This is a genomic window from Pseudomonas arsenicoxydans (assembly GCF_900103875.1).
GTDB classification, from domain to species: Bacteria; Pseudomonadota; Gammaproteobacteria; order Pseudomonadales; family Pseudomonadaceae; genus Aquipseudomonas; species Aquipseudomonas arsenicoxydans.
Genome location: NZ_LT629705.1, coordinates 2,470,661 through 2,489,834, shown reverse-complemented (window position 1 = coordinate 2,489,834; position 19,174 = coordinate 2,470,661). Strand labels below are relative to the sequence as shown.

At 58.7% G+C, this 19,174-nt stretch carries 16 protein-coding genes; 6 read left to right on the top strand and 10 right to left on the bottom strand.

Translation table 11 applies throughout. From position 1 onward, the window contains the following. Positions 1-140 precede the first annotated feature (140 nt). On the top strand, positions 141-1,289 hold the full coding sequence (locus tag BLQ41_RS11510) for an efflux RND transporter periplasmic adaptor subunit (RefSeq protein ID WP_090180826.1): 1,149 nt from the start codon (positions 141-143) through the stop codon (positions 1,287-1,289). 13 nt (positions 1,290-1,302) lie between these two features. Beyond that, positions 1,303-4,338 (top strand): multidrug efflux RND transporter permease subunit, encoded by a 3,036-nt coding sequence (locus tag BLQ41_RS11505; RefSeq protein WP_090180823.1) that lies wholly within the window; start codon positions 1,303-1,305, stop codon positions 4,336-4,338. Between the two features lie 93 nt (positions 4,339-4,431). Here the strand turns inward: BLQ41_RS11505 and BLQ41_RS11500 are convergent, their stop codons facing one another. From BLQ41_RS11500 to colR, 5 genes are all read right to left on the bottom strand, one after another. Continuing rightward, the gene (locus BLQ41_RS11500) at positions 4,432-4,659 is read right to left on the bottom strand and encodes a hypothetical protein (RefSeq protein WP_090180820.1); all 228 of its coding nucleotides are present in this window, start codon (positions 4,657-4,659) and stop codon (positions 4,432-4,434) included. A gap of 2 nt (positions 4,660-4,661) precedes the next feature. Beyond that, positions 4,662-5,375, bottom strand: a complete 714-nt coding sequence (locus tag BLQ41_RS11495; protein ID WP_090180818.1) for a lipopolysaccharide kinase InaA family protein — start codon at positions 5,373-5,375, stop codon at positions 4,662-4,664. 3 nt (positions 5,376-5,378) lie between these two features. Continuing rightward, a complete protein-coding gene (locus BLQ41_RS11490; protein WP_090180816.1) occupies positions 5,379-6,047 on the bottom strand; it encodes a class I SAM-dependent methyltransferase in 669 nt (222 codons plus the stop codon). A gap of 164 nt (positions 6,048-6,211) precedes the next feature. Then, positions 6,212-7,486, bottom strand: coding sequence for a sensor histidine kinase (locus BLQ41_RS11485; RefSeq protein WP_090180814.1), 1,275 nt, complete (start codon positions 7,484-7,486; stop codon positions 6,212-6,214). Beyond that, entirely contained in the window at positions 7,476-8,159 is a 684-nt protein-coding gene (gene colR, locus BLQ41_RS11480) for a two-component system response regulator ColR (protein WP_090180812.1), read from the bottom strand. Before colR ends, BLQ41_RS11485 begins: the two co-directional genes overlap by 11 nt. A 206-nt stretch (positions 8,160-8,365) precedes the next feature. Here colR and BLQ41_RS11475 point away from each other — a divergent pair, with 206 nt between their 5' ends. Then, positions 8,366-10,315 (top strand): LTA synthase family protein, encoded by a 1,950-nt coding sequence (locus tag BLQ41_RS11475; protein WP_090180810.1) that lies wholly within the window; start codon positions 8,366-8,368, stop codon positions 10,313-10,315. A gap of 52 nt (positions 10,316-10,367) precedes the next feature. Next, the gene (locus tag BLQ41_RS11470; RefSeq protein WP_090180808.1) at positions 10,368-11,111 is read left to right on the top strand and encodes a phosphatase PAP2 family protein; all 744 of its coding nucleotides are present in this window, start codon (positions 10,368-10,370) and stop codon (positions 11,109-11,111) included. Positions 11,112-11,294: 183 nt separating this feature from the next. On the opposite strand, the gene groL is transcribed toward BLQ41_RS11470, so the two are convergent. The 4 genes from groL to BLQ41_RS11450 all read right to left on the bottom strand — a co-directional run bounded on the left by groL (position 11,295) and on the right by BLQ41_RS11450 (position 14,804). Next, complete coding sequence (gene groL / locus BLQ41_RS11465) at positions 11,295-12,938, bottom strand: chaperonin GroEL (RefSeq protein ID WP_090180805.1); 1,644 nt, start codon at positions 12,936-12,938, stop codon at positions 11,295-11,297. Between the two features lie 49 nt (positions 12,939-12,987). Beyond that, positions 12,988-13,281: a co-chaperone GroES gene (locus BLQ41_RS11460; RefSeq protein WP_090180803.1), complete on the bottom strand. Its 294-nt coding sequence runs from the start codon at positions 13,279-13,281 to the stop codon at positions 12,988-12,990. 248 nt (positions 13,282-13,529) lie between these two features. Next, entirely contained in the window at positions 13,530-14,006 is a 477-nt protein-coding gene (locus BLQ41_RS11455) for an FxsA family protein (protein ID WP_090180800.1), read from the bottom strand. Between the two features lie 66 nt (positions 14,007-14,072). Continuing rightward, positions 14,073-14,804, bottom strand: a complete 732-nt coding sequence (locus BLQ41_RS11450; protein ID WP_090180797.1) for a HugZ family pyridoxamine 5'-phosphate oxidase — start codon at positions 14,802-14,804, stop codon at positions 14,073-14,075. A gap of 165 nt (positions 14,805-14,969) precedes the next feature. On the opposite strand from BLQ41_RS11450, the gene BLQ41_RS11445 reads away from it, so the two are divergent. Beyond that, positions 14,970-15,728, top strand: a complete 759-nt coding sequence (locus BLQ41_RS11445; RefSeq protein WP_090180794.1) for an SDR family oxidoreductase — start codon at positions 14,970-14,972, stop codon at positions 15,726-15,728. Positions 15,729-15,827: 99 nt separating this feature from the next. Here BLQ41_RS11445 and apbC read toward each other — a convergent pair whose 3' ends face one another. Beyond that, positions 15,828-16,922, bottom strand: coding sequence for an iron-sulfur cluster carrier protein ApbC (gene apbC / locus BLQ41_RS11440; protein ID WP_090180791.1), 1,095 nt, complete (start codon positions 16,920-16,922; stop codon positions 15,828-15,830). Between the two features lie 199 nt (positions 16,923-17,121). Between apbC and metG the strand changes: the two genes are divergently transcribed. Next, on the top strand, positions 17,122-19,173 hold the full coding sequence (metG, locus tag BLQ41_RS11435; protein WP_090180789.1) for a methionine--tRNA ligase: 2,052 nt from the start codon (positions 17,122-17,124) through the stop codon (positions 19,171-19,173). Position 19,174 lies beyond the last annotated feature (1 nt).

The following is a 19,174-nucleotide window of genomic DNA, read 5'->3' as shown; positions in this document are numbered from 1 at the left end:
TTGTAGCGGCTGGCGCAGCCTTCGGCAGCGGCTACAGGGCGTGACGCTATTTGCCTGTAACTTCTACCAGTTGGAAACCCCTGGCGACTCGGGGTAATGTGCCGGACTGTCTCACCTGATTTCTCCAAGGAACTGGAACTATGCTGCGTCGCCGCATGCTGATCATGTTGGGTGTTGTTCTGCTGATCGTGCCGGTACTGGCCGCTTACAAAGCCTTCTCCATCTACACGATGATTCAAGGCTTTTCCGCGCCGAGACCGCCGATCAGTGTCGCCGTGGCCACCGCGACCGAGCAGCCGTGGCAGGCGCGCCTGCCCACCGTCGGCACGCTGAAGGCACTGCAAGGTGTAGACCTTAGCCTGGAGATTGCCGGTACCGTCACGGATGTGCAGTTCCAGTCAGGGCAGAAGGTCAAGGCCGGTCAACCGATCGTGCAGCTCGACAGCGATGTGGAAAAGGCGTTGCTGGAAACCGCAATGGCGGACCTCGGATTGTCGACGGTCAATTACAACCGCGGCAGCCAACTGGTAGGCAGCCAGGCCATCTCCAAAGGCGAGTTCGACCGACTCTTGGCGATCATGAAAAAGGATCAGGCCACGGTCAACCAGCTCAAGGCTTCGCTGGCGAAGAAGCGCATCCTCGCCCCGTTCAGCGGCACCATCGGTATTCGCCAGGTCGATGTCGGCGACTATGTCGCCAGCGGCACGATGATCGCCACGCTGCAGGACCTCAGCAGCCTCTATGTCGACTTCTTCGTGCCGGAGCAGTCAATCCCGAAGATCGGCATCGGCCAGTCGGTGCAGGTCATCGTCGCGGCGTATCCGAAGGAAACCTTCCCCGGCACCATCAGTGCGATCAACCCGAAAGTCGAAAACACCACGCGCAACGTGCAGGTCCGCGCGACCCTGGCCAACCCCGACGGCAAACTGCTGCCGGGCATGTTCGCCAGCCTGCAGGTGTTGTTACCGGACCCGCAGCCGCGCATCGTCGTACCGGAAAGCGCAATCACCTACACGCTCTACGGCAACTCGCTGTACGTGGTGGCGCAGAAAAAAGCCGAAGACGGCAGCGTCGTAAAAGATGACAAGGGCCAACCCGTCCTGATAGCCGAGCGGCGTTTCATCGAAACCGGCGAGCGTCGCGACGGGCGGGTGATGGTTACCAAGGGTGTGCAGAACGGCGAAAAAGTGGTCACGGCCGGTCAGATCAAACTGGACAACGGCGCCCACATTGCCATCAGCGACGACAAGACTCTAGCCGAGAAGAACAGCCCGCCGCGCGCGGACTGATCAAGGAATCCCCATGGCTTTTACTGACCCGTTCATCCGCCGCCCGGTGCTCGCCACCGTGGTCAGCCTGTTGATTGTGCTGCTCGGCTTTCAGGCCTGGAGCAAGCTGCCGCTGCGCCAATACCCACAAATGGAAAACGCCTTGATCACGGTGACCACCGCGTATCCGGGGGCCAACGCCGAGACCATTCAGGGCTACATCACCCAACCGATGCAACAGAGCCTGGCGAGCGCCGAAGGCATCGACTACATGACCTCGGTCAGTCGCCAGAACTTCTCGGTGATCTCGGTCTATGCGCGCATCGGCTCCAACAGCGACCGCTTGTTCACCGAGCTGCTGGCCAAGGCCAACGAGGTCAAGAATCAGCTGCCCCAGGACGCTGAAGATCCGGTGCTGAGCAAGGAAGCTGCCGACGCCTCGGCGCTCATGTACATCAGTTTCTTCAGCAAGGAGCTGAGCAACCCGCAGATCACCGACTACTTGTCGCGGGTCATTCAACCCAAACTCGCCACCCTGCCAGGCATGGCCGAGGCGGAGATTCTCGGCAACCAGGTGTTTGCCATGCGCCTGTGGCTGGACCCGGTGAAACTGGCCGGATTCGGCCTGAGCGCCAGCGACGTGACCAACGCGGTGCGCCAGTACAACTTTCTCTCCGCCGCCGGTGAAGTGAAAGGCGAGTACGTGGTCACCAGCATCAACGCCAACACCGAGCTCAAGTCCGCCGAAGCCTTTGCCGCGATTCCCCTGAAAGTCGCCGGCGACAGTCGGGTCCTGCTCAGCGATGTCGCGCGGGTTGAAATGGGCGCGGAGAACTACAACTCCATCAGTTCCTTCGGCGGCACGCCGTCGGTATACATCGGCATCAAGGCGACGCCGGGTGCCAACCCGCTGGACGTGATCAAGGAAGTGCGCAAGATCATGCCGGAGCTGGAAGCCCAGCTGCCGCCAAACCTCAAGAGTGAAATCGCCTACGACGCCACGTTGTTCATTCAGGCTTCGATCGACGAGGTGGTGAAAACCCTGTTCGAAGCGGTGTTGATCGTGATCGTGGTGGTATTCCTGTTCCTGGGCGCACTGCGATCGGTGGTGATTCCGGTGGTGACCATTCCGCTGTCGATGATCGGCGTGATGTTCTTCATGCAGATGATGGGCTACTCGATCAACCTGCTGACCCTGCTGGCGATGGTTCTGGCCATCGGGTTGGTGGTGGACGATGCCATCGTGGTGGTGGAAAACATTCACCGTCACATCGAAGAAGGCAAGACGCCTATCGACGCGGCCATTGAGGGCGCACGGGAAATCGCGATGCCGGTGGTTTCGATGACCATCACCCTGGCGGCGGTTTATGCGCCAATCGGCTTCCTGACGGGGCTGACGGGGGCGCTGTTCAAGGAGTTCGCCTTGACACTGGCTGGGGCAGTGGTGATTTCCGGCGTGGTGGCGCTGACCCTGTCGCCAATGATGTGCGCCTTGTTGCTGCGTCACGACGAAAATCCCAGCGGCCTGGCGCACCGGCTGGACATGATTTTCGAAGGCCTCAAGCGCCGCTACCAGAGCCTGCTGCACGGAACATTGAACACCCGGCCGGTGGTGCTGGTGTTTGCAGTGATCGTGCTGTGCCTGATTCCGGTGCTGCTCAAGTTCACCAAGTCGGAACTGGCACCCGACGAAGACCAGGGCATCATTTTCATGATGGCCAAAGCCCCGCAACCGGCCAACCTCGACTATCTGAGCGCCTACACCGACGAATTCATCTCGATCTTCAAAGCGTTCCCCGAGTACTACTCCTCGTTCCAGATCAATGGTTTCAACGGCGTGCAATCGGGGATTGGCGGCTTTCTGCTCAAGCCGTGGAACGAGCGCCACCGTACGCAGATGCAAATCCTGCCCGAGGTTCAGCGCAAACTGGAGAGCATCGCCGGACTGCAGATCTTCGGTTTCAACCTGCCCTCCTTGCCCGGCACAGGCGAAGGGTTGCCGTTTCAGTTCGTGATCAACTCGGCCAACGATTACGAGTCGTTGCTGCAGGTGATGGACCGGGTGAAAAAACGCGCGATGGAGTCCGGCAAGTTCGCTTTCGTCGACGTCGACCTGGCCTTCGACAAACCTGAAATCGTGGTCGACATCGATCGGGCGAAAGCGGCACAGATGGGCGTGTCCATGCAGGACCTGGGCGGAACACTGGCGACGATGCTGGGTGAGGCGGAAATCAACCGTTTCACCATTGAAGGCCGCAGTTACAAAGTCATTGCGCAGGTCGAACGACCGTTCCGGGATAACCCCGAGTGGCTGAATAGCTACTACGTCAGAAACACCAAGGGGGAGTTGCTGCCGCTGTCGACCCTGATCACGGTCAGCGACCGGGCGCGTCCGCGGCAATTGAACCAGTTCCAGCAACTCAACTCGGCCATTCTGTCCGGGGTCCCGCTGGTGAGCATGGGTGAAGCGATCGACACCGTGCGTCAGATCACGAGAGAAGAGGCACCGGCCGGATATGCCGTGGATTATGCCGGTGCGTCACGCCAATACGTTCAGGAAGGCAGCGCACTGTGGGTGACTTTCGCCCTGGCACTGGCGATCATTTTCCTGGTGCTCGCGGCCCAGTTCGAAAGCTTCCGTGATCCGCTGGTGATTCTGGTTACCGTTCCGTTGTCGATCTGTGGCGCACTGATCCCGCTGTTCCTGGGTTGGTCGAGCATGAACATCTATACCCAGGTCGGACTGGTGACCTTGATCGGACTGATCAGCAAGCACGGGATTCTGATCGTCGAGTTCGCCAATCAGTTGCGCAAGGACAAAGGGCTGACGCCGCGCGAGGCGGTCGAGGAAGCGGCGGCGATTCGACTTCGCCCGGTATTGATGACCACGGCGGCGATGGTGTTCGGCATGGTGCCGTTGATCATCGCCACGGGGGCAGGCGCCGTGAGCCGGTTTGATATCGGTATGGTGATCGCTACCGGCATGTCGATCGGAACGTTGTTTACGTTGTTCGTGCTGCCTTGTATCTACACGCTGCTGGCCAAGCCCGACGTCAAAGAAAGCCTCTGATTCCTTTGGGAGCGACAGGCGATTTTTGATAAAAAAAGGACGCAAAAAAAAGGCCTCGAATGATCGAGGCCTTTTATGTTGGCTTGAGTCTGTTCAACTTTGTGGCCTCATTCCTTGAGAAAGTCCGAACATGAACAGCAATAAATCATGATCGGGATGGGTCGCCACGGATGCCTTGGCAACGCGTGGCAACGGACAGTGAGCATCAGCGCTCACTGAACTGATGACCTGCGTGCGGGGCTGCTCCCAGGCAGCCACCGCCAACGAAGCAACTGCCAAGGCTCCTGCTAAAAACAAACCTCGTGCAATTTCGAGTTTCATCGCTATAAACCTTTGATAGCGCTGCCGAACGCCGTCTCATAAAAGTAGACGAGATTTGTCCAGTCCGTATCACTGAACGACGAATGGCGACGCAGTTGTTTCATGTCATGGGCTGCCGCGTGTTGAGCGGTCAGACGCTGGCGGCATTTCTCCAGATCGATCAATGCGACTTCAGCCTTGGCTGAATCACCTTCGCCAGTGACACGCACGAAGACGTGCTTGATATAGATGCAGCTGTGCTGCCAACGGCCCTTGTGCATACGGGCAAGGTTCTCGGCCAGATCCTTCAACACGCGTTCATGGACCGCTTCACCATGACGCTCACGCCCACCGCCCGCGTACCAATGTTCGATTTCCTCGAAACCGTCCAGCGACTTGGTCACCAGCAAGGCGCGCCATTTGTGCACAGGGTCGCGTTGTGCGCCGCAGAACACCATTTCAGGCACGCGCACGCCCAACTCGCGCAAACCGGTCAGGGCGTCACGCTCGCGCAACACCGTCGGTCGGCCAAAGGGGTGAAACAAACTGCGATAAATATGCCCGGTCTGGCGCTTGGTGTAGAGCAGCTGGCCATCGCTGCCATTGACTCGCTGTACGCCACTTTCTCCACCGCGACGGACGTTGGGTTCTTCTACCCACTCACCGCGCTTATTCCAGAAATAGTCGAAGCGGTCCTGGGGAGCGACTTCCGTTTCTGCTGCACATTGCACTGCCATCTGTTACCTCTTGCGTAATACATAAACCCGCCACATGGCATAGAGCGGTAAAAAGTCCAATTGTTCCTGAATACGGAAACCTGCCTGTTCAAACTCCTTTTCTACCGTGGCAGCCGGTAAGACAAATCGGTTTTGGTAACCTTTCTGTCCACGCTGCTTCTCTGCACGCTTGCGTTTCCAGGCCTTGAAATTGCCGTCGACCCACAACGAAATAATGACGCTGTCCCGTGAGACACGTTCGAATTCGCGCAGAATGGTCATTCGGTGTTCGGCGTCGCCGATGTGATGGAGCAAGCGCATGCAGAAAATGCAGTCGACGGCATTGTCGGGCAACTCAATATCGAATGCAGAAGTCTGCAAACGTTTTACCCGCTTTACCACGTCGGCCGGTTGCGACTTGGCGGCGACCTTCAACATTGACTCGGAATTATCGGCCCCGATGATGGCTCGATTGGCCTTTTCCGCCAGTACTGGCCAGAAGCGCCCGGCGCCGCATGGCAGGTCGAGGATCAGCCCAGGTTCGCCAGCCAGTGCCAGCGCCTTACGCACCAACTGCTCGTCACGCCAGTGGGACAAGCGACGCCCCACTCCGTCCTGATGCTTGCGCAAGTACCGTTGCGCATGCTGATCGTCGTATTTTTCAGAGAAATCAAGTTTGATCGGGCCATCCATTTTAGCGGTCTCCTGAGCTTCAGATGACTACCACCATAGGTAGATTGGTGTGAGTCTCAGGTCATCCCTTTGTGAAAAAAGTGTGCCGTAGACACCCAATCATTTCAGGATCTTTCAGGAGAACAACGATGGCTTGGAGTCCCGATCTTTGGCGCCGCCCCAGACTACTTCTGGCTTAACTCCACCTCAAAACGACAGCCATTGGGTTCCATGTTGGTCAGGCTGACACTCCAGCCCTGGTTCTCACAGATCCGCTGTACCAGCGACAGTCCAAGCCCCAGGCCCTCGCCGCGTTTCTCGCTGCCACGTACGAACGGTTCGAACATCGCCTCGCGCTTATCCTCGGGAATGCCCACGCCACTGTCCTCGACAATGAATCCCGTGGCGGTCAGCGTCAGGCGGATGAAACCGTCTTCCGTGTAATGCAGTGCATTACGCAGCAGATTACCCATTACCGCGTGCAAGAGGGTCGCGTTGTAGCCCGTGTCCTGCGGATCGCCCGGCTCGAAGATCAGTTTCAGTCCTTTGGCTTCGATCGGTTCGCGCCACAGATTGAGCAGGCCGTCGGCTATCTGACGGACCGATTGCTGCGGCGACATGCTGGCGTCTTCTCGTTGGGCCCGAGCCAGCATCAGGAACGTTTGCACCAGCTCGCGCATCTCTTCGCACGCGCGGGCGATACGCTCGACCTGGGCGTGACCGCGCTGATCAAGGTGGGGGTTTTCCAGCAGTAGCTCACAGGAACTGGCCAGCACCATCAACGGTGTGCGCAGTTCGTGGCTGACGTCACTGGTAAACAACCGCTCGCGGGTCAATGCCTGGCGCAAACGCCCAAGGGTGGCGTCGAAGGCAACGGCCAGCTCGCCCACTTCGTCGGCGGCATAATCCGGAGCCAGAGGCGGGGCCAGCCCCAACAGTTGATCGCGATGGCGCACCTGGCGGGCCAGTCGTACCACCGGCGCCATCACTTTGCGCGCCAGGATCCAGCCGAGAAAGACCGCCAACGCCAGGCTCAGCACGAAGCCGACCAACACCACGGCAAACAGCACCCGCTCACGCTCTTCGAAATCGCTTTGGTCTTGAAGCAGGACGTAACGCCGGCCATCAACGATTTCGACTATCGCGTGATACGAAAGATTCTCACGAAAAACCTCGTGAAATCCGGCATCAAGGTGCCGCAGATCCTTGGGTAGCGCAAAGTCTCCCGGCCCGCCGCTGAAGTAGAACAATTGGTCTGGCTCGGGGCGATGGCTCCAGTCCGAGACGCTGTCCATCAGCAACAGGCGCTGCAAGTCGCCACCGAGCCCCGCCGAAATCAGCTTTTCTTCCACCAGGTGCACGGTCGCCACAATGCCCATGGCAAAGGCCCCCGCCACCAGCGCGCTCATTAATGCAAAGGCAATGATGATCCGTTGAGCAAGGCTCTGCTTAAACTCCATCACGGCCCTCGGCCAAGCGATAACCGACACCGTGAACGGTTTGCAGCAATGGCTTGGCGAATGGTTTGTCGATCACCTGACGCAGCTGATGCACGTGGCTGCGCAGGCTGTCGCTGTCCGGGCAGTCATCGCCCCACAGGGCTTCTTCGAGAATTTCGCGACGCAGCACATGGGGACTTTTCTGCATCAGCACGGCGAGCAGCTTCAGGCCGACCGGGTTGAGTTTGAGCAGACGGCCTTCACGGGTCACTTCCAGAGTGTCGAGGTCGTAGCTCAAATCCCCCACTTGCAAGGATCGTCGACCGCCACCCTGGGTGCGACGCATGACAGCTTCGATGCGGGCGGCCAGTTCGGACAGGGCAAACGGTTTGATCAGGTAGTCGTCGGCACCGGACTTGAAGCCTTGCAGCCGGTCATCGAGCTGGTCACGCGCAGTGAGCATGATCACCGGCGTGTCACGGCGGGCGTCTTCGCGCAGGCGTTTGCAAAGGGTGTAACCGTCGATGCCAGGCAACATGATATCGAGTACGATCAAATCGTAATGCTCGGTAGCCGCCAGATGCAGACCTGACAAACCGTCCTGCGCACAGTCCACGGTGTAGCCTTTGAGCCCCAGGTAATCGGCTAGATTGGCCAGGATATCGCGGTTGTCTTCAACCAATAGAATTCGCATGAGCACCTCCTCCGTACACAGCAACGGCCGTCATGGCCCGCGCAGCTTAAGGCCAAGAGTGATTCAGGGCTAGGGCCGAACTGTGCGAGAATCCATCCGCTCAACCAAATGAAGGGCTGAACAAGCTTTTCACTATCGATTCACAGAGCGTCTCTCTGCGGTTGAGCGAGACTCTCGCGCGATTGTAATTAAGGGATATTCGCATAATGGACTTCTTCAAGACTGCGCCAATACGATTTCTGCTGCTCGTAACCGGCGCCTGGCTGGCCATTTTCACACTGACCCGAACGGTCCTGCTGCTCACGCACCTGAATGAGGCCGGCAGCGGCTTTCTCTCGGTATTTGGCGTTGGCTTGCTGTACGACCTGGGCTTCATTGCCTACGCGGCGCTGCCGATGGGTCTCTATCTGCTGCTCTGTCCACCCGCCTTGTGGCGCCGCCGTGGTCATCGCTGGTTCCTTCAGGGGCTACTGACCGTCAGTCTGTTCGCCATGTTGTTCGTTTCGGTTGCCGAATGGCTGTTCTGGGATGAGTTCGGTGTGCGCTTCAATTTCATCGCCGTCGATTACCTGGTGTATTCCGACGAAGTGTTGAACAACCTGCTCGAATCCTATCCGATCGGTACGCTGCTGAGCATCCTCGCGGTACTGGCGGTAGCGATGAGCTTTGCCTTGCGCAAACCGTTCAATAGCGCGCTGGATTCGCCACTGCCTGCTTTGCGCAATCGGCTGGTGAATGCCATGGCTCTATTGCTCGTTGCCGGCCTGAGCCTGCAGTTGCTCAGCCAGGACGCGCCGCGCGCTCAAGGCGGGAACGCCTATCAGAACGAATTGGCAAGCAATGGCCCCTACCAGTTCTTCGCCGCCTTCCGTAACAATGAACTGGATTACCCGCAGTTCTACAGTAGCCTGCCGCCCGCCGTCGTTGCCCAGCAGATTCGTACTGAACTGAGCGAACCCAATGCCCGTTTCGTTGGCGAAGATCCGCAGGACATTCGTCGCATGATCGACAACCCGGGCGTGTTGCGAAAACCCAACATCGTGCTGGTGACCATCGAAAGTTTCAGCGCCAAGTACATGGGCAGCAATGGGGACAACCGTAACCTGACCCCTAATCTCGACGCCTTGCGCAAGCAGAGCCTGTACTTCAACAATTTCTACGCCACCGGCACCCGTACCGATCGTGGCCTGGAAGCCATCACGCTGGCTATTCCGCCGACGCCGGGACGCTCGATCGTCAAGCGTGTGGGGCGTGAAAGCGGTTTCGCCAGCCTCGGGCAGCAACTGGCCGCGGTGGGATACGACAGCGTGTTCGTCTATGGCGGTCGTGGTTACTTCGACAACATGAATGCGTTCTTCAGCGGTAACGGTTACCGCGTGGTCGACCAGAGCAGCGTCGATGAAGCCGAGATCCAATTCAAGAATGCCTGGGGCATGGCGGATGAAGACCTCTATGCCCAGACGCTGAAACTGGCCGATGCCAACCACGCCAAACAACAGCCGTTCTTGCTGCAACTGATGACCACCTCCAACCATCGTCCTTATACCTATCCTGACAACCGGATCGACATCAAATCGGGCAGCGGTCGTGACGGTGCAGTGAAATACACGGACTATGCCATCGGTCAGTTTCTGGATCAGGCACGCAAGAAGCCGTGGTTTGATAATACGATCTTTGTCTTTGTCGCCGACCACACAGCCGGCAGCGCGGGCAAAGAGGATCTGCCGATCAGCAACTATCAGATTCCACTGTTCGTCTATGCGCCGAAATTGATTGAAGCTCGTGAAACGGCGCAACTGGCCAGTCAGATCGACCTCGCCCCGACCTTGCTGGGCCTGCTGAATCTGGATTATCAGTCGACGTTCTTCGGCCGTAACCTGCTGCAGGATAATCCGCTGCCGCCACGCGTGGTGGTTGGCAATTATCAGCATCTGGGCTTGTTCGATGGCAAAAATCTGGCGATCCTGAGCCCCCGGCAAGGATTGCGCCGCCACGATGATGCGCTGACCGAAAGTAGCGAGTCACGTGCCACCAACAGCGATCCCTTGATCACACGCGCCATCACGTATTACCAAACCGCCAGTTATGGCTTCAAGCAACAGCTACTTGGCTGGAGAGCGCCCATGGAGGGTGCCGGTCAAGTCAGCGAACGTTAATCGAATGGCCCCGGGCTGATGCCCCGGGGTTTATTCAATTGCAGGATCTGTCATGTCATCATCCGCTGTCCGTCCCACCCCTCGCCCGCTCAATTTCTGGGTATGCCTGGGTGTCCCCGCCGTTGCGGCGATCATTTTGATGTTGCTCGAACTGACATCGCTGGACATGGACCTGGCCAAACTGTTCTACGACCCGGTCGCCGGGAATTTCATCGGGCGCCACAGTTACTTCCTGGAAACCATCGTGCATGACCGCGCCAAGCAAGTGGTCATCGCGTTTTCGGTGTTTGCCATCCTCGCCTTCATCGGCTCCTTTTTCATGGACAGGCTCAAGCCGTTCAAACGTGAACTGGGTTGCCTGGTGCTGTCGCTGGCGTTGGCGACATCGTTCGTGACGCCGATGAAAGCGGTGACAGCGGTGCAATGTCCCTGGAGCCTGGAGCAATTCGGTGGGCATGAGACCTACAGCGAACTGCTCAGCCCTCGCCCGCACACAGAAAAACCAGGCCGTTGCTGGCCGGGGGGTCACGCCGCCACCGGCTTCACGCTGTTTGCGCTGTTCTTTGTCCTGCGTGACCGTCGTCCGCGTCTGGCGCGCCAGGCGTTTGTGTTCGCTTTCGCTCTGGGCTCAGTGTTTTCCATCAGCCGGATGATGCAGGGCGCGCACTTCTTCTCCCACAACGTGTGGACGGCGATTTTCTGCTGGCTGATCTGTCTGGGGTCTTACTACTACATCCTGTATCGACCGGCTTCCAAGGCTGAGCGAGTGGCCCAAGCAGAACGCGTTAGCGCCTGATTTGACGCCATCGCGGGCAAGCCCGCTCCCACAGGGTTTGCGCTGAACCTGTGGGAGCGTGGCTTGGTCCGGGTGGCGATCCGACGATGGCCGCGCCTCGGTCTCTGACATATCAATATGAAGGCAATAAAAAACCCCGCTGGCTCACGCCAGCGGGGTTTTTTCGTACAGGGTAAGGCTGGCTTACATCATGCCGCCCATGCCGCCCATACCGCCCATGTCTGGCATGCCGCCGCCAGCTGGGCCGTCTTCCTTGATCTCGGCGATCATGGCTTCGGTGGTGATCATCAGGCTGGCAATCGACGAAGCCGCTTGCAGAGCCGAACGAGTCACTTTAGCCGGGTCCAGGATACCCATTTCGATCATGTCGCCGTATTCGCCGGTCGCAGCGTTGTAACCGTAGTTACCCGAACCCTGCTTGACCTTGTCGACCACAACGCTTGGCTCGTCACCGGAGTTGGCAACGATCTGGCGCAGTGGCGCTTCAACAGCGCGACGCAGCAACTGGATGCCAACGTTCTGGTCATCGTTGTCGCCTTTGAGCTCGGAGATAGCCTGCAGAGCGCGAACCAGTGCCACGCCGCCGCCAGGTACCACGCCTTCTTCAACGGCTGCACGGGTAGCGTGCAGGGCGTCTTCAACGCGGGCTTTCTTCTCTTTCATTTCTACTTCGGAACCAGCGCCAACCTTGATCACTGCAACGCCGCCGGACAGCTTGGCCAGACGTTCTTGCAGTTTTTCACGGTCGTAGTCGGACGAAGTGTCGGCCACTTGCTGACGGATCTGCAGAACGCGAGCCTGGATGTCAGTCTCAACGCCTGCACCGTCGATCACGGTGGTGTTTTCTTTGGACAGGATCACGCGCTTGGCATTACCCAGGTGTTCCAGGGTAGTGCTTTCCAGGCTCAGACCGATCTCTTCGGAGATAACGGTACCGCCAGTCAGAACAGCGATGTCCTGAAGCATGGCCTTGCGACGGTCGCCGAAGCCTGGAGCCTTGACGGCTGCGACTTTAACGATGCCACGCATGTTGTTCACAACCAGAGTCGCCAGGGCTTCGCCTTCAACGTCTTCGGCCACGATCAGCAGTGGACGGCCGGCTTTGGCAACGGCTTCCAGTACTGGCAACATTTCGCGGATGTTGGAGATCTTTTTGTCGACCAGCAGGATCAGCGGACCGTCGAGCTCGGCAGTCATGGTCTCTGGCTTGTTGACGAAGTACGGGGACAGGTAGCCACGGTCGAACTGCATGCCTTCAACAACCGACAGTTCGTTTTCCAGGCCCGAGCCTTCTTCAACGGTGATCACGCCTTCTTTACCGACTTTTTCCATGGCTTCGGCAATGATGTCGCCGATGGAGCTGTCGGAGTTGGCCGAGATGGTGCCGACCTGAGCGATTGCACGGGTGTCAGCGCAAGGCTTGGACAGTGCTTTGAGCTCTTTGACGATAGCGATGGTCGCTTTGTCGATACCGCGTTTCAGGTCCATCGGGTTCATGCCGGCAGCGACGGCTTTCAGGCCTTCGTTGACGATCGACTGAGCCAGAACGGTAGCGGTGGTGGTGCCGTCGCCTGCGTCATCGTTGGCACGGGAGGCAACGTCTTTGACCAGCTGCGCGCCCATGTTTTCGAAGCGATCTTTCAGCTCGATTTCTTTGGCTACGGAAACGCCGTCCTTGGTGATGGTCGGAGCGCCGAAGCTCTTCTCGATGATCACGTTACGGCCTTTAGGGCCCAGGGTCGCTTTTACTGCGTCAGCCAGGACGTTGACACCGGCGAGCATTTTCTTGCGGGCGGAATCGCCGAATTTAACTTCTTTAGCAGCCATGATCGATATTCCTTAAATACTTTGTAGTAGCGGGAAAATGAGCGGGGAATCAGCCTTCGATAACAGCGAGGATTTCGTTCTCGCTCATTACCAGCAGGTCTTCGCCGTCGACTTTCACGGTGTTGCTGCCGGAGTAAGGACCGAACACAACCTTGTCACCCACTTTAACGGCCAGTGCACGCACTTCACCGCTATCCAGCACTTTGCCGGTACCGACAGCGAGGATCTCGCCGCTGTTGGCTTTTTCAGCAGCCGAACCTGGCAGGACGATACCGCCAGCGGTTTTCTTTTCTTCTTCGCTGCGACGGATGACGACGCGGTCATGCAGAGGACGAAGCTTCATTGTCGATCTCTCCTAATTGTGGTTTTCATCGGCCGGTGTATTCCCGGCGGGTTTAACAAATCCGGCGGTGCCGGGTGCGGCTCGACAAGCGAGACGCGGAAGTCTGTCTGGCGTGATCGCCAGAAACCTTGCGGTGACCGTTACATAAGGGCGTACAAGCTGATTACAAGGGCGAGGAGCAAAAAATTTTCACCTTGACGCCCCAAAAACGAACACGGCACCCGAAGGTGCCGTGTCTTTGAAAGGTGTTACTTGGAATCGCGGTGTTCGAACTCGCCTTCGATCACATCGGGCTCGCGGCCCAGCGGCGCTCGCGGAGCAGGACCGCCTCGGGGTTGAAGATCATCGGCGAACGCTCGCTGACGGATCGCTTGCTCCTCGGCGCGCTGGCGCATTTTATTGGCCAGCAGTCGACGGGAGATCGGCAGCAACATGATTAAGCCCAGCACGTCGGTGACGAAACCCGGCAGGATCAACAGACCGCCCGCCAAGGCCAGCATCAGGCCTTCGAGCATGGTCTGCGCTGGCAGTTCGCCGCGGTTCAGGCTTTCACGAGCCCGCAATGCGGTGGCCAGACCGGCGATGCGCAGCACGAACACGCCGAGCATCGAGCCGAGAATAATCAGCAGCAAGGCCGGGAAAAACCCGATCGCCCCGCTGACCTTGACGAATACGAACAGCTCCAACACCGGAAACAGTACAAAGAGCAATAAAAAAGGGCGCATCAAATGGTTCCTCAACGCAAGAATGCCTTGCCAGTCTTCCCTAGATGACGTCGCCGATTCGTGAATTCAAGCATCGGCCACTTCATTTTTCGGCCAATGTTCGGCGTGAGCCAGGAAAACCAAGGCTTCGCGCACTTGTGTCGGCGTATTACAAGGCGCTTGAAACGGCAGCCAGTACAGGGCCTGACCAATGCGCAGGTGCATGCCTTCAGTATCGATGCCCGCCAATTGTGCCGGCTCGGTTTTCGGCAGGCCTGCCAGATCGACGTAATGGGCGATGGCCTTGGCGTGATCGGCATTCATGTGCTCGACCATACTCGCTTCGGCTTTGCCGGCAAACGGGTTGGCCAAGGTCAGGTGATCGACCCAGTGAATCGCGCCAAAACCACCGATGTAGCGGTGACGCACAGGCTTGAGCACCCAGAAATCGAAATCGTGAGCCTTGTGGTAGCTCTGCGAATCCGGGAAATAGCGGTAGTAACGTTCCGCCGCCGCTTCGATGGCCGCCTCGTCCTCGAGCTTTTCTGCTTCAGCGAGGTAAGTCAGGCGACCAACGGCTTGCACATCATCGGCCTCGCGCTCGCCCACGAACAACGAACATTTCGGGTCTTTTTCCAGGTTATGGGTGTGCTGTGCGATGCGGCTGATAAGGATCAGCGGCCGCCCTTGCTCGTCCAGGCAGTAAGGAACGACGGAGCCGAACGGGAAACCCGGCATCGACTTGGAGTGTGTCGACAGCACTCCACGGTATTCCTTGAGAAGCAATTCTCGGGCATTCTTGGCCGCTTCTACGCTCAATTTATGACTCCTTAAATAGAATCCGTCGAAAAAACGGACAGGCGCCTGGGGATAGTTTCCAGTACGCCATCGGGGCAGTTCTCATGTGCAACCAGGCCACATCCGGTGCAGATCGAGAGGCTCTCTAGAAGGAAGACCACTCCAACCTGCTACTGGGGCATGCGAATGCAACTCACCGACAAAGTAATCATTATCACTGGCGGTTGCCAGGGTTTAGGCCGTTCCATGGCCGAGTATTTCGCCGCTAAAGGCGCCAAGCTTGCGCTGGTCGATTTGAACCAGGAAAAGCTCGACGACACGGTCGCCGCCTGCAAGGCCAAGGGTGTCGAAGCCCGCGCCTACCTGTGCAACGTCGCCAATGAAGAGCAAGTCACGCACATGGTCGCCCAGGTGGCTGAAGATTTCGGCGCGATTCATGGCCTGATCAACAACGCCGGGATCCTGCGCGACGGCCTGCTGCTGAAGGTCAAGGACGGCGAAATGACCAAGATGAGCCTGGCCCAGTGGCAGGCGGTGATCGACGTCAACCTGACCGGTGTGTTCCTGTGCACCCGTGAAGTCGCGGCAAAAATGGTCGAGCTGAACAACAGCGGCGCGATCATCAATATCTCCTCGATTTCCCGTGCCGGCAACGTTGGCCAGACCAACTACTCTGCCGCCAAGGCGGGTGTGGCGGCGGCGACCGTGACCTGGGCCAAGGAATTGGCGCGCTACGGTATTCGTGTGGCGGGCATTGCGCCGGGCTTCATCGAAACCGAAATGACCCTGGGCATGAAGCCCGAAGCGCTGGAGAAAATGACGGCCGGTATTCCGCTCAAGCGCATGGGCAAGCCGGACGAGATCGCCCATTCGGCGGCGTACATTTTCGAGAACGATTACTACACCGGCCGGATCCTGGAAATGGATGGCGGGTTGCGGATCTAAAGCAAGATCAAGAGATCGCAGCCTCGTTTCACTCGACAGCTCCTACAGGGTTTTGCATTGCCCTGTAGGAGCTTGCGATCTTTTAACAGTCGATGCAGATCAATCGTCGCTGATGGTGATGTTCGGCATCGCCGGTGTCGCCGCTTCCTGCAACACAATCCGCGCGCCAACGTGGCGGGCGAGTTCCTGATACACCATCGCAATCGGGCTGTCCGGCTCGGCGATCACGGTTGGCTTGCCGCCATCGGCCTGTTCGCGGATGGTCATCGCCAGCGGCAACGAAGCCAGGAGCTCAACGCCGTACTGGCTGGCCAGCTTCACGCCACCACCCTCACCGAACAGATGCTCGGCATGTCCGCAGTTGGAGCAGATGTGCACGGCCATGTTTTCCACCACGCCCAACACCGGGATGTTGACCTTGCGGAACATCTCGACGCCTTTACGTGCGTCCAACAACGCCAGATCCTGCGGGGTGGTGACGATAACCGCACCGGCCACCGGGACTTTCTGCGCCAGGGTCAGCTGGATGTCACCGGTGCCTGGCGGCATGTCGATGACCAGGTAATCCAGATCGCCCCAGGCGGTTTGGGTCACCAGTTGCAGCAGCGCGCCCGACACCATCGGCCCACGCCAGACCATCGGCGTGTTGTCGTCGGTCAGGAACGCCATCGACATCACTTCGACGCCATGGGACTCGATGGGCACGAACCATTTCTGATCCTTGACCTTCGGTCGGGTGCCTTCGGGGATGCCGAACATGATGCCCTGGCTCGGACCGTAGATGTCCGCGTCGAGAATCCCGACCTTGGCGCCTTCACGGGCCAGGGCCAGCGCAAGGTTGGCGGCGGTGGTGGATTTGCCCACGCCGCCCTTGCCGGACGCCACGGCCACTACATTCTTGACGTTGGCCAGGCCTGGAATTTGCGCCTGGGCCTTGTGCGGGGCAATCACGCTGGTGATGTCGACGCGAGCGGTCGTCACGCCGTCGAGGCCTTCGATCGCCATTTGCAGCATCTGCGACCAGCCACTCTTGAACAAACCGGCGGCGTAACCCAATTCCAGCTGGACGCTGACGCGATCACCCTGGATGTCGATGCTGCGCACACACCCGGCGCTGACCGGGTCCTGGTTCAGGTAAGGGTCGGTGTATTGGCGAAGGACGGCTTCCACCGCTGCGCGATTGACGGCGCTCATGGGCAACTCCGATAGCAGGACTGAAAATCAGGCGGCTATCCTACCTGTTCTAAAGGCCGGACGGCATGCTTTCAGAATGTGACAATAATCCGATGGCCACACGCAATTTGCCGGACCGGGCATAAGGTTCTCGGGGGTGAAAAATATGCGCCGGCGCTTTATAGTGGCCGACCTCCGTTTCATCAAGTAGCCGAGCCCCATGTCCGAGCCACGCAAGATCCTCGTCACCAGCGCCCTGCCCTATGCCAATGGTTCGATCCATCTTGGCCACATGCTGGAATACATCCAGACTGATATGTGGGTGCGTTTCCAGAAGCACCGCGGCAATCAATGCATTTATGTCTGCGCCGACGACGCCCACGGTTCGGCCATCATGCTGCGCGCGGAAAAGGAAGGCATCACCCCGGAACAACTGATCGCCAACGTCCAGGCTGAACACAGCGCCGACTTTGCCGAGTTCCTGGTGGACTTCGACAACTTCCACTCCACTCACGCCGAAGAAAACCGTGAGCTGTCGAGCCAGATCTACCTGAAGCTGCGCGACGCCGGGCACATCGCCCAGCGTTCGATCACTCAGTACTTCGACCCGGAAAAGAAAATGTTCCTGGCCGACCGCTTCATCAAGGGCACCTGCCCGAAATGCGGCACCGAAGACCAGTACGGCGACAACTGCGAAAAATGCGGTGCGACCTACGCACCGACCGACCTGAAGGATCCGAAGTCGGCGATCTCTGGCGCCACCCCGGTGCTCAAGGATTCCCAGCACTTCTTCTTCAAGCTGCCGGACTTCCAGTACATGCTGCAAACCTGGACCCGCAGCGGCACCCTGCAAGAAGCCGTGGCGAACAAAATCGCCGAATGGCTGGATGCAGGCCTGCAACAGTGGGACATCTCCCGCGATGCGCCGTACTTCGGTTTCGAAATCCCGGGCGAACCTGGCAAGTACTTCTACGTCTGGCTGGATGCGCCGATCGGCTACATGGCCAGCTTCAAGAACCTGTGCAACCGCACGCCGGAGCTGGACTTCGACGCGTTCTGGGGCAAGGACTCCACCGCTGAGCTGTACCACTTCATCGGCAAGGACATCGTCAACTTCCACGCCCTGTTCTGGCCAGCGATGCTCGAAGGCGCCGGTTTCCGTAAACCGACCGGCATCAACGTGCACGGCTACCTGACCGTCAACGGTCAGAAAATGTCCAAATCGCGCGGCACCTTCATCAAGGCGCGGACCTATCTGGATCACCTGTCGCCGGAATACCTGCGCTACTACTACGCGGCCAAGCTGAGCCGTGGCGTCGACGACCTCGACCTGAACCTTGAAGACTTCGTGCAGAAGGTCAACTCCGATCTGGTCGGCAAAGTCGTCAACATCGCCAGCCGTTGCGCCGGTTTTATCCAAAAGGGCAACGGTGGTTTGCTGGTGGCCGGCAACGCCGCACCGGAACTGACCGAAGCGTTCCTGGCGGCTGCGCCGAGCATCGCCGAAGCCTACGAGGCGCGCGACTTCGCCCGGGCCATGCGTGAAATCATGGGCCTGGCTGACCGTGCCAACGCCTGGATTGCCGACAAGGCGCCGTGGTCGCTGAACAAACAGGAAGGCAAGCAGGATGAAGTCCAGGCCATCTGCGCCCTGGGCGTCAACCTGTTCCGCCAGTTGGTGATCTTCCTCAAGCCGGTCTTGCCGTTGCTGGCCGCCGACGCCGAGGCGTTCCTGAACGTCGCGCCGTTGACCTGGAACGACCACGCCACCTTGCTCAGCAACCACCAGCTAAACGAATTCAAACCGTTGATGACCCGTATTGACCCGGTAAAAGTGCAAGCCATGAGCGATGCCTCCAAGGAAGACCTGACCGCCAGCGCTACCGACACCGGCGATGCTGCACCTGCCGGCAACGGCGAACTGACCAAGGACCCACTGTCGCCGGAAGTCGAGTTCGATACCTTCGCCGCTGTCGACCTGCGCGTTGCCTTGATCCTCAAGGCTGAACATGTTGAGGGCGCCGACAAGCTGCTGCGCCTGACCCTGGACATCGGTGACGAGCAACGCAACGTGTTCTCCGGGATCAAGAGCGCTTATCCGGATCCGTCCAAGCTCAATGGTCGCCTGACCATGATGGTCGCCAACCTCAAGCCACGGAAAATGAAGTTCGGCATCTCCGAAGGCATGGTGATGGCTGCCGGCCCTGGCGGCGAAGAAATCTACCTGCTCAGCCCTGACAGCGGCGCCAAGCCGGGTCAGCGCATCAAGTAAG

Bases quoted from the DNA above. Each gene is read 5' to 3' on its own strand.
- BLQ41_RS11445 (WP_090180794.1), top strand. From the start codon at position 14,970: ATGCAACTCACCGACAAAGTAATCATTATCACTGGCGGTTGCCAGGGT.
- apbC (WP_090180791.1), bottom strand. From the start codon at position 16,922: ATGAGCGCCGTCAATCGCGCAGCGGTGGAAGCCGTCCTTCGCCAATAC.
- BLQ41_RS11470 (WP_090180808.1), top strand. From the start codon at position 10,368: ATGTCATCATCCGCTGTCCGTCCCACCCCTCGCCCGCTCAATTTCTGG.
- BLQ41_RS11505 (WP_090180823.1), top strand. From the start codon at position 1,303: ATGGCTTTTACTGACCCGTTCATCCGCCGCCCGGTGCTCGCCACCGTG.
- BLQ41_RS11455 (WP_090180800.1), bottom strand. From the start codon at position 14,006: ATGCGCCCTTTTTTATTGCTCTTTGTACTGTTTCCGGTGTTGGAGCTG.
- colR (WP_090180812.1), bottom strand. From the start codon at position 8,159: ATGCGAATTCTATTGGTTGAAGACAACCGCGATATCCTGGCCAATCTA.
- groL (WP_090180805.1), bottom strand. From the start codon at position 12,938: ATGGCTGCTAAAGAAGTTAAATTCGGCGATTCCGCCCGCAAGAAAATG.
- BLQ41_RS11510 (WP_090180826.1), top strand. From the start codon at position 141: ATGCTGCGTCGCCGCATGCTGATCATGTTGGGTGTTGTTCTGCTGATC.
- BLQ41_RS11500 (WP_090180820.1), bottom strand. From the start codon at position 4,659: ATGAAACTCGAAATTGCACGAGGTTTGTTTTTAGCAGGAGCCTTGGCA.
- BLQ41_RS11490 (WP_090180816.1), bottom strand. From the start codon at position 6,047: ATGGATGGCCCGATCAAACTTGATTTCTCTGAAAAATACGACGATCAG.
- BLQ41_RS11495 (WP_090180818.1), bottom strand. From the start codon at position 5,375: ATGGCAGTGCAATGTGCAGCAGAAACGGAAGTCGCTCCCCAGGACCGC.
- BLQ41_RS11485 (WP_090180814.1), bottom strand. From the start codon at position 7,486: ATGGAGTTTAAGCAGAGCCTTGCTCAACGGATCATCATTGCCTTTGCA.
- BLQ41_RS11475 (WP_090180810.1), top strand. From the start codon at position 8,366: ATGGACTTCTTCAAGACTGCGCCAATACGATTTCTGCTGCTCGTAACC.
- BLQ41_RS11460 (WP_090180803.1), bottom strand. From the start codon at position 13,281: ATGAAGCTTCGTCCTCTGCATGACCGCGTCGTCATCCGTCGCAGCGAA.
- metG (WP_090180789.1), top strand. From the start codon at position 17,122: ATGTCCGAGCCACGCAAGATCCTCGTCACCAGCGCCCTGCCCTATGCC.